The sequence below is a fragment of the Flavobacterium chungangensis genome, assembly GCF_042654045.1.
Classification (GTDB): Bacteria; Bacteroidota; Bacteroidia; order Flavobacteriales; family Flavobacteriaceae; genus Flavobacterium; species Flavobacterium chungangensis.
Window position 1 is genome coordinate 228,217 of sequence record NZ_JBHSFY010000005.1, and the last position, 13,813, is coordinate 242,029.

The 13,813-nt window shown below is 33.9% G+C and carries 15 protein-coding genes and 1 pseudogene; 12 read left to right on the plus strand and 4 right to left on the minus strand.

Annotation, left to right across the window (positions count from 1 at the left end):
- Positions 1-16: 16 nt before the first annotated feature.
- From ACFO3N_RS10140 to ACFO3N_RS10190, 11 genes are all read left to right on the plus strand, one after another.
- Positions 17-1,627: a septum formation initiator family protein gene (locus ACFO3N_RS10140; RefSeq protein ID WP_379797412.1), complete on the plus strand. Its 1,611-nt coding sequence runs from the start codon at positions 17-19 to the stop codon at positions 1,625-1,627.
- 44 nt (positions 1,628-1,671) lie between these two features.
- Complete coding sequence (locus ACFO3N_RS10145) at positions 1,672-2,685, plus strand: hypothetical protein (protein ID WP_379797414.1); 1,014 nt, start codon at positions 1,672-1,674, stop codon at positions 2,683-2,685.
- A gap of 50 nt (positions 2,686-2,735) precedes the next feature.
- Positions 2,736-3,275, plus strand: a complete 540-nt coding sequence (locus ACFO3N_RS10150) for a hypothetical protein (protein ID WP_379797416.1) — start codon at positions 2,736-2,738, stop codon at positions 3,273-3,275.
- A gap of 185 nt (positions 3,276-3,460) precedes the next feature.
- Positions 3,461-3,625: a hypothetical protein gene (locus ACFO3N_RS10155; RefSeq protein WP_379797418.1), complete on the plus strand. Its 165-nt coding sequence runs from the start codon at positions 3,461-3,463 to the stop codon at positions 3,623-3,625.
- A gap of 17 nt (positions 3,626-3,642) precedes the next feature.
- The gene (locus tag ACFO3N_RS10160) at positions 3,643-4,755 is read left to right on the plus strand and encodes a hypothetical protein (RefSeq protein ID WP_379797420.1); all 1,113 of its coding nucleotides are present in this window, start codon (positions 3,643-3,645) and stop codon (positions 4,753-4,755) included.
- The gene (locus ACFO3N_RS10165; RefSeq protein ID WP_379797422.1) at positions 4,755-5,240 is read left to right on the plus strand and encodes a DUF6712 family protein; all 486 of its coding nucleotides are present in this window, start codon (positions 4,755-4,757) and stop codon (positions 5,238-5,240) included. Before ACFO3N_RS10160 ends, ACFO3N_RS10165 begins: the two co-directional genes overlap by 1 nt.
- Before the next feature lie 14 nt (positions 5,241-5,254).
- The gene (locus ACFO3N_RS10170) at positions 5,255-8,527 is read left to right on the plus strand and encodes a hypothetical protein (RefSeq protein ID WP_379797424.1); all 3,273 of its coding nucleotides are present in this window, start codon (positions 5,255-5,257) and stop codon (positions 8,525-8,527) included.
- Between the two features lie 17 nt (positions 8,528-8,544).
- Positions 8,545-8,976: a phage holin family protein gene (locus ACFO3N_RS10175; protein WP_379797426.1), complete on the plus strand. Its 432-nt coding sequence runs from the start codon at positions 8,545-8,547 to the stop codon at positions 8,974-8,976.
- Positions 8,969-9,187, plus strand: a complete 219-nt coding sequence (locus ACFO3N_RS10180) for a hypothetical protein (RefSeq protein ID WP_379797428.1) — start codon at positions 8,969-8,971, stop codon at positions 9,185-9,187. Before ACFO3N_RS10175 ends, ACFO3N_RS10180 begins: the two co-directional genes overlap by 8 nt.
- A gap of 76 nt (positions 9,188-9,263) precedes the next feature.
- Positions 9,264-9,917, plus strand: a complete 654-nt coding sequence (locus ACFO3N_RS10185) for a hypothetical protein (protein ID WP_379797430.1) — start codon at positions 9,264-9,266, stop codon at positions 9,915-9,917.
- Positions 9,918-9,947: 30 nt separating this feature from the next.
- A complete protein-coding gene (locus ACFO3N_RS10190) occupies positions 9,948-10,445 on the plus strand; it encodes a M15 family metallopeptidase (protein ID WP_379797432.1) in 498 nt (165 codons plus the stop codon).
- Here ACFO3N_RS10190 and ACFO3N_RS10195 read toward each other — a convergent pair.
- Positions 10,442-11,194: a hypothetical protein gene (locus tag ACFO3N_RS10195; RefSeq protein ID WP_379797434.1), complete on the minus strand. Its 753-nt coding sequence runs from the start codon at positions 11,192-11,194 to the stop codon at positions 10,442-10,444. The two genes, ACFO3N_RS10190 and ACFO3N_RS10195, sit on opposite strands and share 4 nt — an antisense overlap.
- Positions 11,195-11,227: 33 nt before the next feature.
- A complete protein-coding gene (locus tag ACFO3N_RS10200; RefSeq protein ID WP_379797436.1) occupies positions 11,228-11,428 on the minus strand; it encodes a hypothetical protein in 201 nt (66 codons plus the stop codon).
- Between the two features lie 78 nt (positions 11,429-11,506).
- Between ACFO3N_RS10200 and ACFO3N_RS10205 the strand changes: the two are divergent.
- Positions 11,507-12,220, plus strand: a pseudogene (locus tag ACFO3N_RS10205) (YifB family Mg chelatase-like AAA ATPase); the annotation flags it as partial.
- A gap of 105 nt (positions 12,221-12,325) precedes the next feature.
- Here the strand turns inward: ACFO3N_RS10205 and ACFO3N_RS10210 are convergent.
- Positions 12,326-13,195: an alpha/beta hydrolase gene (locus ACFO3N_RS10210; RefSeq protein WP_379797438.1), complete on the minus strand. Its 870-nt coding sequence runs from the start codon at positions 13,193-13,195 to the stop codon at positions 12,326-12,328.
- Positions 13,196-13,291: 96 nt separating this feature from the next.
- Positions 13,292-13,795, minus strand: coding sequence for an SRPBCC family protein (locus ACFO3N_RS10215; RefSeq protein ID WP_379797440.1), 504 nt, complete (start codon positions 13,793-13,795; stop codon positions 13,292-13,294).
- Between the last annotated feature and the right edge of the window lie 18 nt (positions 13,796-13,813).

The following is a 13,813-nucleotide window of genomic DNA, read 5'->3' on the forward strand; positions in this document are numbered from 1 at the left end:
CAATTATATATAGTATATGAATGAAAACTTGCCAATCTATGATTTAATATTTGAAGAAAATCGAACAGAAGGTGTGTATGGTGTTTCACTTGTTGCTGATCCTGCTATTTCGGATGAGAATTACAACGTTGAATTTGTAAAATTTTCAAAGGAAATAATTGAATGCAACTGTTCAAAAGAAGAAGAAGATTTTTCAAGTGAACGAATTGACCAATTAATTCAGCTTGGCGAAGAGATAACCGATGAATGGGAACTTTTGGATGAGAAAAAAGTTGAAAATGAAGATGATGTATTAAACATTGATTTTGCTTATGCAGTTCCAACTTCTGAGGGCGGAAGTGTTGAAGATAACGAGATTTTCAAAGTGCGATACAAATATTCGCCATCATCTACATCATCCAATTCCCGTGAATTCTGCCGTAAAATGGTTGCTTCTAACAAGGTGTTTAAGTATGATGATTTAGTCTGGTCAGATTCAAACCCTGGCTTTGGTAAAAAAGGAGCAAGCAGTTACAACGTCTTATTTTACAAGGGAGGTGTGAACTGCAAGCATTTTTTCACAAGACAGATATTCTTCAATAAGGGAAATAAGGAAGGTGTTACAACATTTGAAGCCTTGAAAAGGATTGGAAATCTAAATAAGGAAGACCAAAAAAAGGCAAAATTAACACCTCTCGACCCGAAAGTTAGCCAAACCGCAAATGCATCAAATAATTATTGGCGACTGTCAACAGAAGAAATGAATTTTTCAACAAATGACAAGGAAAAGAGAATAATTACTGCCCCCGTTTTGATTCCAAATCAATTGATATATCGAAATTTTGAAGGAGGGTGTTATGTAAGAGCTTCGGCAGAAACTATTGAAAATTTACAAATACATTTCTTTAAAAATAAATATCAGTCAAATTCAACAATTGAACATGACGATGATAAAAAAATAGAAGATATTACTTTTTTCGAAAGTTGGACGATAGCGGATGAAAAGAACGATAAAGCTGTTGCGTTAGGATTCAAGAATCTGCCAAAAGGGACTTTAATGATGAGTGCCAAGCTATCAGAAAGCACCTGGAATGAGTACATAAAAACTGGAAAAGTGAAAGGCTTTTCAATCGATTCAAAATTGGGAATCGCAAAAAATAAAAAAGAGAAAATGAATTACAGTTCTGTAAAAGAGCAAATTATGAAGAAGATTCTTTTGGAATCTGATTTAAAGGAGTTCAAAATTTCGGATGATCTGAGCGTTAAAGCCGGTTCATTAGAAAAGGATCAGGTTGTTTTTGATGCCAACGACGCACCATTAGTTTCTGCAACGTTCGTCTATGAGGGAAAATCATATTCAACAGATGAAAATGGTGTTATCATCGACATTCAAGAAGTTAAGCAAGAAGAAGTTGAACAGGCAGATGAAGCTGGGGATTTGAAAGCTGAAAATGATGAATTAAAGGCTGAAAATGAGAATCTAAAAGCTGAGATTGAAAAATTGAAAGCAGATTTAGATGCGGTTAAAGAAGAAGCGGTAAATCTTGCTAAAGAATCAAAAGCAAAAACGATTCAAACAAAAATTACAAAGGAGGACATTGAAAAAATGACACCACTTGAAAAATACAGATACCAAAAAAATCTGTAAAAACACTCGGTATTAGTTTACCAATAAAAATTATTAATTAAAAAATGGCATTAAACTATGCAGCATTAGACATTAGAGGGAAAGCAGTTGAACCAATTTTGGAACAAATCTACTTTTCGAACAACACAATTAAAAATGACTATGTAACTTTTAATGATAACATCAAAGCGGGTACTATTTTTACAGAAGCTGGTGTTACTGTTACAGCTCAACTTTACACGGGGCAGGCACTTACAAGTCAAGGTTCTATCGATGTTACTGATAGAATGATTACGCCAATTAAATTGGAGTATAAACAAACTTTTTTACAGGAAGCATTAAGAAATTCACGCTTTAATACCACAATGAAGGGTGGTGCTTGGGAAATTGAAAGCTCAGAATTCGGATCTGCCGTTTTAGCTCAATTTGGTCCAGCTATTTCACAAGATGCTGAAAATATGTTCTGGTCGGGTATTTCTGCAGCTACTAAAACTGCAATTGCTGGATTAACAGCTGGCGCAGGTCAGGGGTCAATGACTGCCGCAACACAGACTGCTGTTGCCGCAATGACTGCAACACCTATTGATGGCGTAATTTCAAGAGTTCTTTATGACCAATCAGCAGTTGGTAAATACATCAAAGTAGCTGGAACAACAATCACAAGCGCAAACATAGCAGCTGAGTATGCAAAAATTTATGCTGCAATTCCTGCTGAACATTTAGCAGATACTTTATCACCTGTCTATTTTTATGCACCAAGAAATCACAGACAATTAATGAGAATTGCAAATAATTCAGTTGGCGCAGCTCAACAAATCAATTTCGATTTCGAAAGCTCAGCAAATGACTCAAAAGTATTCTACAATGGTGTTGAGATTGCTTTCGTTCCAATGCCTGAAAGATACGTTTACGTTCAGAAAAAAGATGCTATTTCTTGGAATACGGATTTAGTTGATGATATTAACAAATTCGAAGTAAATAAATTGCAAGCAGATGCTGATGTTCAATTCGTTAGAAGCATTTACACATTAGTAGCAAACGTTGGAAGAGCTGCAAAAGGTGTTCTTTATAACGGGTAAAAAAATAAGGGTGACTTGTTCACCCTTTCTAAAAATAACTAATAAAAATTATGGCATGTGAAACAATCACAGCAGGTTATAATGGTGTTTGCAAGGGTTCAGTAAGTGGTATTAAAGCATTTGGTATTGCTGAATTCAACAAAGAAATCACTTTAACACCAACAGGAAGTGTAAATGCGGCAGGAATTACGGCATCTACAATATTTCATTACAACATGGGCGTTAATGATACAGCAAGTTACACAGAAACTGAGGAAAATTCAGAAGAGACAGGAACTTCAATTATAAACGGAACAATTACATTTGATATCCCGAAATTAGCTAAACTATTGCGTGACCAAATGGTTTTAATGTCAAACGGTCGTCCTCATATTTACATCGAATTATATGATGGTTCAGTAGTTTTGGCAGGTGCTGAATTTGGATGCTTTAAAAGTAAATTGGAAATCTTAACGGGTGCGAAGAGAAATGACCTTAGTGGATTCAAAGTAACATTTACAACTAGAGAAAATGTCTTATTTCCGTATTTAGAAGCAACGGCGGTAACGGCATACAAAACAGCATTATCCGATGTTTACTTGGATGTATAATTAAAATATAACCTATAATTTAAAACCTATTCTTAGATGGATAGGTTTTTTTATTGCCAATCATAAGCAAAAAAGCTAATTATATAAGTATGCAGATAATTACAAAAAATGAAAATAATATATATAGTGTAAGTATAGTTACCCGCTCATTCTCGCCAATAGTTAATGCGAAATTTAGAAGTAAAATGAGCGGGAAAAATGAAGATTTTATTTTCAACACAACTTATAAAAATAATGTAATGAATATCGAACTGCCCGGCTTTCAGCCAAAAGAAAATGCACTTTTCGAACTCATTATAACAGATGAAAATGAAATCATCTGGCAGGGGCAGGTTTCTTATCTGCAATAAAAATAACTTAAAAATCTTTGAATGATTTAATTATAATTGATGCTAAATTTTCCAATTATGTAATTCCGAAAGTTCAGCCTAAAATCGGTCAGGAGTGGCTATGTAATGGTGATAAAAACAGCTTCTTTAAATATATCTATGACCGCTACACAGGATCGGCAATTAATTCAGCTATAATCAACAGCTTTGTAAAATATATCTATGGCGATGGTTTGGTTGATGCAAATGGCATCGACCTTAAAAAATATATTTCTAAAACTGATCTTCGCTTAATATGTCAAGATTTCAAAATGTACGGACAATACACCATTGAAATACATTGGAGTCAAGGCTCTAAACTTTTAAATGTTGAGCCAAAACCAATAAAAATCAAATGGAAAAGCACAGCCAAATTTGCTTTAAATCTTGATGATGATTGTGAAGTTGACGGCTATTGGTTCTCAAAAGATTGGAATAACACCCGACTTTATAAACCTGTTTATTACAAAAAATTTGATGGAAAATATGATGAGAATCACCCTGTTGAAATCTTAACAGTAAATCGTATTTCACCAAATGATTATTTCCCAAATCCCGATTTCGTAAGTGTTTTATCCTGGGCAGAAGTTGACGAAGAACTTACTAATTCAAGCATAAATTATATTAAAAATAATTTCTCAGCGGGTAAAATAATAAACTGTATAGGAGGGAAGATTCCAACGGTCGAAGCTCAGCAGGCAATTAAACAGAAGATCATTGATAACCTTACCGGATCTTCAAACAACAATAAAATCATCATCAATTTTTCAGATTCACTAGACGGAAATAAAATTGAAGTTGAAAATGTCGAGATTTCAAATCTTGACCAAACGCTCGTTTACTATTCTACTCAGGCATTGCAAATGCTTTTAGTGGGACATGGCATTACAAATCCGATGATAATGGGAGTTCCCGTTCCAAGTGGTTTCAATTCTCAGTCTGAAGATCGTGTTGTTTCAATTGCTCATTTGATGCAGAATAAAATCAATCCTGCACGTGAGGAAATTATTGATGGGTTGGAATCGGTTTTAAAGATTGCCGAACCTACTATTTCATTAAAGTTCAAAGATTTCGATGACTTAGATGAAGTTAAAAATGATCTTGATATGTAATGAACGATATACTTTTAATCAATGATGCTGATAATACATTATTTCAAATTACGTCACTAGTTGGCACTACCGATTTTGACAAAATCCGTCCATCAATCTGGGTGGCACAGAATTTCGAAATTTCACGAATACTAGGAAAAAATCTTTACGAGAGAATTTTAAATGATTTTTCAAATGATTCTCTTTCAGGTATATATCAAGAAATCTATTCAAACCACGTCACCAAGATTTTAATATTTGCTGCTGTCGGTGATTTCATTATGAAAAATTCAATAATGATTTCCAACGGTGGAAACTTCAAACATCAGGCTACTAACGCAGTTGTGGCAGATTCAAAAGAAACGGAAAGAATTTCTAAATATTATCGAGATATGGCTGCACACTGCGAGCAGGATTTCTACAAATTCATGCAGGGTGTGAATATACCCGAATATATCAATAAGCCTAGCATTGACGGTGGTTTCAATTTCAATTGGGTATTCTAAAAAAAGATAATTTAATGGCACAACATATATTTAATGTCGGAAATTTTCCGAATGATGGCACAGGTGAAAAATTAAGAAATGCCTTTCAGAATGTAAATGCAAATTTTTCTGATCTGTATGGTATTAAGGCTAATCTAATAAACGGGAAACTTTCACTTTTAGAATTACCGCCCTATGTGCGTGACTATTTGACGATGGCTGAATTCCCATTAGTTGGTGAGTCAGGTTATATTTATTTGAATAGATTTACGAGTAAACTTTATTATTGGTCAGGAACTAATTATATTTTGATTTCGGGAACGGTTGATTCTGTTAACGGTAAAACTGGCGTTGTTTTGATTGATAAGAATGATGTTGGCTTATCGAATGCAGATAACACCTCGGATGCAAATAAGCCAATTTCAACCGCTCAACAGATTGCATTAAATCTCAAAGCACCAATTGCTTCGCCAACCTTTACAGGCGTTGTAACTGCACCATCAATTGTAGGTTCGTTAACTGGAAATGCTTCATCAGCAACTGTTTTGCAAAACGCAAGATTGATTAATGGTGTTTCTTTTGATGGAAGTTCAAACATAACAATTAATGCAGTTGATTCAACACCTCGAATTCCAACATCTGAAAAGGGTGTTGCAAATGGTGTCGCAACTTTAGATGCAAGTGGTATCATTTTAACATCACAACTGCCTAGTTACGTTGATGATGTTTTAGAATTTCCAAACCTTTCAACTTTTCCGACAGTTGGTGAAAGTGGTAAAATTTACATTTCTCTTAATGACAATAAATGTTATAGATGGAGTGGCAGTACTTATGTATATATCACAAGTGGGGCGGTGGATTCAGTTGCTGGAAAAACAGGAATTGTTACTTTAAATAAAGCCGATGTTGGTTTAGGAAATGCAGATAATACAGCTGACTCAGCTAAGAATGTCTTATCCGCTTCACGACTAATGACAGCTAGAAATATTAATGGCGTTGCTTTTGACGGATCATCAAATATTACTATTCCAACAACCGATTCAACTAAAGAACCAATAATTGCAGCGGGTAATACTTCTCAATATTATAGAGGTGATAAGACTTGGCAAACACTTGATAAAACTGTAGTTGGCTTATCTAATTCCGATAACACAAGCGATTTAAACAAGCCCATCAGCACAGCAACTCAAACAGCTTTAAATGGTAAAGCAGGACTTGCAAGTTCAAATACTTTCACAGGAACAAATAACTTTTCAGGGGGTATTATTGTTATCAATGATCCTGCAGCGCCTTATCAAGCTACAACAAAGAATTATGTTGATTCTAACTTTCAGCTAAAGCTAACAAATCCTTTAATAGGTATCGGAACAGCTGGTTACTATCCTGTATTCAATGGTTCGGGAAGTCTAATAAATGGTGATTTATATAATTATAGTAGCACAATTGGTATTCTAAAAGCTTCACAAGAAACGGCGGGATTAGGGATTTACAATCAATCATATAACTCAGCAAGTCCAACGGGTAGTTCAAGTATTGCTTTGGGCTATGCCGATCATATCGGGGTGAAGATTTCTGCAGAGAAAGAAGCAACAAACAAAAGTTCATTAAATTTTTATACTGAGTTTGGTTACAACCAATCAAAATTAGGTATGACAATTTCATCGGCTGGTAACGTCGGGATTGGGGTTAGTTCACCAATTTCTAAGCTAGATATTGAAAACAGTGAGCAAACAGATTCGCCAAGCATTTCAAAAGCAAGTGCGTACATCAAAGGTGTTGATGTTGGTGTCGCATTTGGTCAATTTGGTGCTGGAGGCGGGTATCATTCTTGGTTGCAATCGATAAGACGATCAGACAATCAAGCATTTGGTTTAGTGCTCAATCCAAATGGTGGTAACGTTGGTGTTGGTATTACAAACCCGCAAGCAAGGTTTCAAGTTGCTGGCGGTTCTGAGGCTGTAAGACTTCAACACGATACGGCTTATTTATCATTTTTCAACTCAAGTGGTAATGCAAGAAGCGGGTATTTGCAAGCTCAATCTGGCGGAGCAATGACACTAATGAATGAACAAACAAGTAATTTGGTTTTAGGTACAAGTGCAACTGAAAGAATGAGAATCGATGCTAATGGTAAAGTAGGTATTGGTATTGTTCCAATTGGTAAACTAGATGTTGCCTTAGGTAATGATATAGTTATGCGAGTGATTGAAAGTTCAGGAAGTGGTGAGTTAGCAACCGTAAACGAGGCGAACGGTGATTATAAAGATTTGTCATTAAATGCTAAGAATATTGTTTTAAAAACTAATAACGGTACTACAAAAATGGTTGTCAATTCTGCTGGTAATGTAGCTATTGGTTCTTCAACAGCTGGCGCAATTGGCGGTTACACAAACTTACTTATTGGTGATAATGCAGCTAACAAAGCTGGGCTTATAAAATTCAGAAGTGCATACAACGGTGGCGATGGTGCAAATATTTATCAAGATAACAGCGGTGTTATTTACTTTGATTCAAATAATTCATTTAATGCAATGAGTGTGTACCCAAATGGTTATGTAAAAACTGGGTCGCTGGAATTAAGCACATCGGTTGATATTCAAGCGCAAGACCTAAACTCATTAACTAGCGTTGGTTGGTTCAAAGGTAACTCACTAATAAACGCACCCGAAAATAACAATGGCTGGTTTTACGTAACAAATGAAAACCATGGTAGCGGATGGTTAAAACAGACCGCAACTTCTTACGGAGGTGGGGCGAATACAATCGAGGGTGCGACAACATATATACGTGTGTTTACCGATAATGCCAACTGGAGTACTTGGCAAAAATTGGCAACAAATGCATTTGTAAATTCATCTTTAAACGGCAAAGCTTCGTTAAGCGGGTCAAATACTTTCACAGGCACTTCAAACTATATGGGGGGTACGTTGGTCGTTCCAGATCCTGTGAATGCCTACAACGCAGTTCCAAAAAATTATGTTGATTCTAACTTTCAACCTAAAGCATATAAATCTTATGTAGCCACAATGTATCAAAGTGGCACTAACGCACCATCAGCAACAATTTTGGAAAATACAGTTGGTTCTATTTCTTGGACACGTACAGGTACAGGGTCATACCGCGGTACGCTTTCGGGTGCTTTTACAACTGGCAAAACAACGGTATTCTTAAATCCCGCCTTTGGAACTGGAAACGTAAACGCAGCCCAATGGAATACATCAAGTACAATTGACATTAAAACTTTGAACGGATTATCCCCGACTGACGGAATCTTAACTACTGATATTGAAATCCGAGTTTACTACTAAAAATAACTTTAACCAAATTGAAATTCTTAATACCCATATCTATCATTTTTGCTTCGTTCGTAACACCTATTGTACCATTACTAGCTGTAATGCTTTCTGCAGTTTTAATTGACACTATGCTTGGAATATATACGACCATTAAAGTCAATGGTAAAGGATCATTTAAAAGTCATTTACTTTTCAATATTGTTATTAAGTTAGCTTTTTATCTTTCAACGATTATGCTATCACATGGTGTTTCTATCGCTTTTTTTGAAAAAGTACTTTTTGGAATAACTGATTTTCTGCCAAAGATAATCACAGCTGTTTGGTTGTACATCGAAATCAAATCAATGGATGAAACATCAATGAAACTTGGTAACAGATCATTCTTTGTAATTGTAAAAGAATTTATTGGAAAATTGAAATCATTAAAAGCTGATGTAAACGAAATTAAAAAAGATGAGTAAACGAAAAGTAAGCAATCTTGATTTGTATACACTGCCAATGAGTGAAGTGGTTAGGCTTTTAAAGCCTTGGCAACTTGGCGCATTATTAGAACTCGAACCCTATAGACAATTTACTGACATATTATTAAGTAATATGATGGATTATTTTCTGGCTAATGAATTGTATGAATACTGTGTAATTATCCGTGATGAGATTGAAAGCCGAAAGTGATTGTATAAAAAATCCATTCTTTCTAAAAAGTTGAGTTTTGGTAAAATATATAATGTATAAAATAAAAATACAGAATATGTTAGAACAATTTAAGACAACCGACACACCACTTTATAGAAGCAATAAGATTTTTGGCGACTATTATGAAGCCGAAGCGATAACTTACATAGAAGATTTATTTTCAATTGCACTTCAAAAATCTGGAAGGTATTTAAAATTCATTTGTGATAACAAGGCAGAAGATGTTGCTGTGTTAAAAGGGTGGGACTTGAAATTTGGAATATTTAATAATGATGATAAATTATTAAAGACCATCACATTCGAAATTAAGACTGACAAAGCAAAAACACCGAACGTATTTTTTGAAAGAACGTGCAAAGGAACTGACAGCGGTGTGTTTGCAAGTAAAGCTGATTACTTTTTCTATTGGTTACCACTTTATAAATATGATAATGTTTTTATTATCAAGCCGGGTGATTTGGTTCAATTAATTAGAGAAAAGCAATATCATTTAAGTCTAAATTGTGGTGAAGGTGGTCGTGTTTCTGGGCATTTAAGACTGAAAGATGACTTTGTTGATGATATTAAAGAGTACGGCGGTAAAGTTTACAGCTATGATGTTTATGTTCCTGAATATTTCGGTTTGCATAAAGTAAATGAGTTTGTTAAGTACGAGTTTAAAGAAGTTGATGGTGTTTTAAGTTATAATGAAATAAAAGGTCGTGCGTGATTTAATATATAGGTAAACTATAATTATTAAATGGACATCGAAAAAATCTCACTAGAACGAATTCAAACATTGCACCCATTCATCAGGGAAGAAGTAAAGACAGCCTATTTACATATCAATAAAAATATTCTTGGAAAAGGAATTAAGATGTGCATTACACAAGCTTTAAGAACCTTTAAAGAGCAGGATGAACTATTCAAGAAAAAGCCAAAAGTAACAAACGCAAAAGGCGGTCAGTCAATTCACAATTTCGGTTTGGCATTCGATTTTGCCTTATTTTATGATCGTGATAACAATGGAACATTCGAATCATTAAGCTGGTCTTTAGTCGAAGATTTTGACAAAGATGGTATGGCTGATTGGCTGGAAGTCGCCAAATATTTGAAATCAATTGGGTATACGTGGGGCGGCGATTGGAAATTTCACGATGCGCCCCACTTTGAGAAAACTGGCTATAAATGGCGTGATTTATTGAAAAAACATAACAATAAAGAGTTTATAACAGGAACTACTTATGTAAATATTTAAGTGCTTTTATTCTCTTTTATTTTTACTTGAATGTGTGATAGTGCCTTGTCAATTTTTACGTTTTTAATTTCCCTAATATTACTTATATAATTTTCAATGACAACAAAGTTTTCACTGTCTACATTTTCAATATTTGACACTTTCTTATTTAATATTTCTAAGAATCCAACAATGGATTCTTCTAAATCCTCAATTTCATCTTTTTCACTTTTATTATTTATATGCCACAGACATAAATCTGCTAACTTAGAGATAGAGGCAAATCTATATTGTATAAATGATGATTTGTCCCCTTTTTGTAAATTGAATTCGGCAATTTCACTATTAAGTTCTGCACTCTGTAAATAAAACTCTCTTTGTAAGTCGGCAAGTTCATCAATTATTATCTGCCCATCTTTTTTATAATTTTCGATTTCATTTTTATAATTTAAAATTTCATTTCTGAGTTCGCTGGACTTTATATCAAATTTTGCAACAACATTTTGATAAGTGAAAAAACCAATTACTGCTACAACCAAACCAAAGACAACTAAAATTAAGTTTGTATCATGAGACTGTTGTAGAATATAGTAATCTTCCTTAAAACCTTTTTCGGAATCCAAATCTTTTTTTACTGTTTTTTCATTATACTTATTAATTGTATTAATCCGACTTTCAAGCACATCATTATTATGATAATTAATGGCTGTTAATATAATAGTGGTAAATAGTAAGATTGAAAAAACAGCAGTTGTAATATATTTTTGCATTGATATTTTATAGAATTACAGAGTGATAAAAAATTAGAAGAGGAAGGGAAATTGTGTTCTAAATTCTAGTTCAAATTCTTCTTTAACTATTTCAGAATTAAATATTGCAATTAATATCTTAGCATCTTTCGTTGATATTTCTTTGTATTGGATTCCCTTATTTTTCAAATTCAATTTAATGCTTAAAGTAAATTCTTCTTTATCATCAGGGATAGTAATGTAATATTCGAACATTGTTTATAGTTTTAAAATATGATGATAAATGTAAGAAATTATATTCTTGTTTTGTGAAAAATATTAATCTCATAGTTTAATACTACAAGTAATGTAGCTTTGGTTGGCGGTGGAAGTTATCCGCAACCAGGAGAAATTTCGATGGCGCATAACGGTGTTTTATTTTTAGATGAATTGCCAGAATTCAAACGTGATGTCTTAGAAGTAATGCGTCAACCTTTGGAAGATAGAGAGGTGACTATTTCGCGCGCAAAATTTACCATAACCTATCCGTCGTCTTTTATGTTAGTGGCAAGCATGAATCCAAGCCCAAGCGGATTCTTTAATGATCCAAGTATGCCCAATACTTCTTCACCACACGAAATGCAACGTTATATGAGTAAAATTTCAGGGCCTTTATTAGATAGAATTGATATTCATATAGAAGTTACTCCAGTTCCTTTTGATAAACTATCAGATGAACGAAAAGCAGAAAGCAGTGTAGAAATTCGCAAACGAGTTACAGCAGCACGAGAAATACAAACCAAACGATTTGAAACGGTAGAAAATGTTCATTACAACGCGCAAATGAGCAGTAAATTGATTCGAGAGTATTGTGTTTTAGATGAAGCTTCAAAAGAATTACTGAAAACAGCCATGGAAAGATTAAACCTTTCTGCTAGAGCTTACGATAGAATTTTAAAAGTTTCGAGAACCATAGCCGATTTAGATCATTCAGAAAATATTGTTTCTTCACATATTGCCGAAGCGATTCAATATCGAAGTTTGGATAGAGAAGGATGGTTGGGATAAATTGTTGATTGTGAAATGTGAAATGTGAAATGTGAAATGTGAAATGTGAAATGTGAAATGAAGACTTTAGCATCTCACATTTCACATTTTACAATATGACAAAGTCTATTCTTTATTTTTCGGATAAAAGAATTTGAAAGAATTAAAAACAGCTGTATGCAGAATCGATCCGTGGTTTTCTTCGGGGAAATAGTCGAAGTAAGTTTTCACGTTTTTACTTTTAGATGCTTTTAATTTTTCTGCCAGTAAATTGGCGTCAACTTCCATAACATGCGGAATTGCTGTTGGAGCCAATCCTTCTTTGCCGACAGCAATATAAATTTCGATTGACTGTTTAAAATTTTCTTTCAGCATTTCAGAATCCAAATCGAGTAATGAACCGTTATTCCACCATAAACTCGGACTTACAATAACGTATTTATTAAAAAGAGCTGGTTTTTTAAGCAAGATTTCGGTTCCTAATAATCCGCCAAGAGATTGGCCGATGATGGTTTTAGAATCGTTTGTCTTGTATTTTTTTTCAATAAAAGGTTGAAGTTCTTTTTCAATAAAAGCAATAAACTGATCAGAATGTCCTGTTGTTGGAAATCTCGTTTTATCATTTTCAACAGTAGTAGGAAAAGTAAAATCGCGTCTTCTGTCAACAGTTGCAATTCCCACTACAATTGATTTTGGAACTTGATTGATCCATTCAAAACTATTAAACTGAACCAATCCAGAAATATGAATAAAATCTTCTTCGGCAGAACCGTCAAGTAAATAAATTACAGGGTATTTTATAGCTTCAGCTGGATTATAGCCTTCGGGAAGATAAATGTTTAGAATTCTTTTTTCGTTTAATTCTTTCGATTGAATTTCGTCGATAACGCCTAAAACAAAAGGCTTTGAAGTTTCTATGGTTTTAGTTTTATTCTTTTGGCTGAATGCTAAAGTAGAAGAAAAAAGCAAAAAGGCCAGAGCAAAAAATTTGTTCATTGCTAGTAAAGTAAAAATGTTTATGTAAAACGAAATTACAATTTTAATATCAGTAAATTCTTCTTTTGTTTTGACCTTTTGTATGTAATTGGATGATTATTTTGCTTTTTCTGCAAAAATAGCATCCAAACCTTCCATTGCAATAGTAAAACCTTCTTTGAAGCCCATTTGGATAATCATTTCCAAATCAGATAGTTTTTCATGTTTAATAACAACATCTACAAAAGTAGAACCGTCTTTTTCAGAAAAAGTCACATCCCAGTCAGAACGCGGAAATTCTTTGTTTAAATTTCCTTCGCTATCGCTAAAAGCATCTAAATATTTAAAATTAGTTTTCGGACTAATTGAAGTAAAATCAGCAATGGCCCAATGCTTTTCGCCTTCTGGTCCAACCATGGCATACAATCTGCGTCCGCCTTCTTTAAATTCCATACTCTTTGTTTCAGATTTCCACGGAGCTGGCGCCCACCATAAATCTAGAATCTGAGGTTCAGTCCAAGCAGACCAAACTTGAGGAAGCGAAGCATTTAATTCACGTTTTACATTGACAGTATTAGTTTCCTTATCAACAGTAAAATTCATTAAAAGATTTGATTTCATTTTCTTAATATTTTTAAT

Bases quoted from the DNA above. Each gene is read 5' to 3' on its own strand.
- ACFO3N_RS10140 (WP_379797412.1), top strand. From the start codon at position 17: ATGAATGAAAACTTGCCAATCTATGATTTAATATTTGAAGAAAATCGA.
- ACFO3N_RS10145 (WP_379797414.1), top strand. From the start codon at position 1,672: ATGGCATTAAACTATGCAGCATTAGACATTAGAGGGAAAGCAGTTGAA.
- ACFO3N_RS10150 (WP_379797416.1), top strand. From the start codon at position 2,736: ATGGCATGTGAAACAATCACAGCAGGTTATAATGGTGTTTGCAAGGGT.
- ACFO3N_RS10155 (WP_379797418.1), top strand. From the start codon at position 3,461: ATGAGCGGGAAAAATGAAGATTTTATTTTCAACACAACTTATAAAAAT.
- ACFO3N_RS10165 (WP_379797422.1), top strand. From the start codon at position 4,755: ATGAACGATATACTTTTAATCAATGATGCTGATAATACATTATTTCAA.
- ACFO3N_RS10170 (WP_379797424.1), top strand. From the start codon at position 5,255: ATGGCACAACATATATTTAATGTCGGAAATTTTCCGAATGATGGCACA.
- ACFO3N_RS10180 (WP_379797428.1), top strand. From the start codon at position 8,969: ATGAGTAAACGAAAAGTAAGCAATCTTGATTTGTATACACTGCCAATG.
- ACFO3N_RS10185 (WP_379797430.1), top strand. From the start codon at position 9,264: ATGTTAGAACAATTTAAGACAACCGACACACCACTTTATAGAAGCAAT.
- ACFO3N_RS10190 (WP_379797432.1), top strand. From the start codon at position 9,948: ATGGACATCGAAAAAATCTCACTAGAACGAATTCAAACATTGCACCCA.
- ACFO3N_RS10195 (WP_379797434.1), bottom strand. From the start codon at position 11,194: ATGCAAAAATATATTACAACTGCTGTTTTTTCAATCTTACTATTTACC.
- ACFO3N_RS10200 (WP_379797436.1), bottom strand. From the start codon at position 11,428: ATGTTCGAATATTACATTACTATCCCTGATGATAAAGAAGAATTTACT.
- ACFO3N_RS10210 (WP_379797438.1), bottom strand. From the start codon at position 13,195: ATGAACAAATTTTTTGCTCTGGCCTTTTTGCTTTTTTCTTCTACTTTA.
- ACFO3N_RS10215 (WP_379797440.1), bottom strand. From the start codon at position 13,795: ATGAAATCAAATCTTTTAATGAATTTTACTGTTGATAAGGAAACTAAT.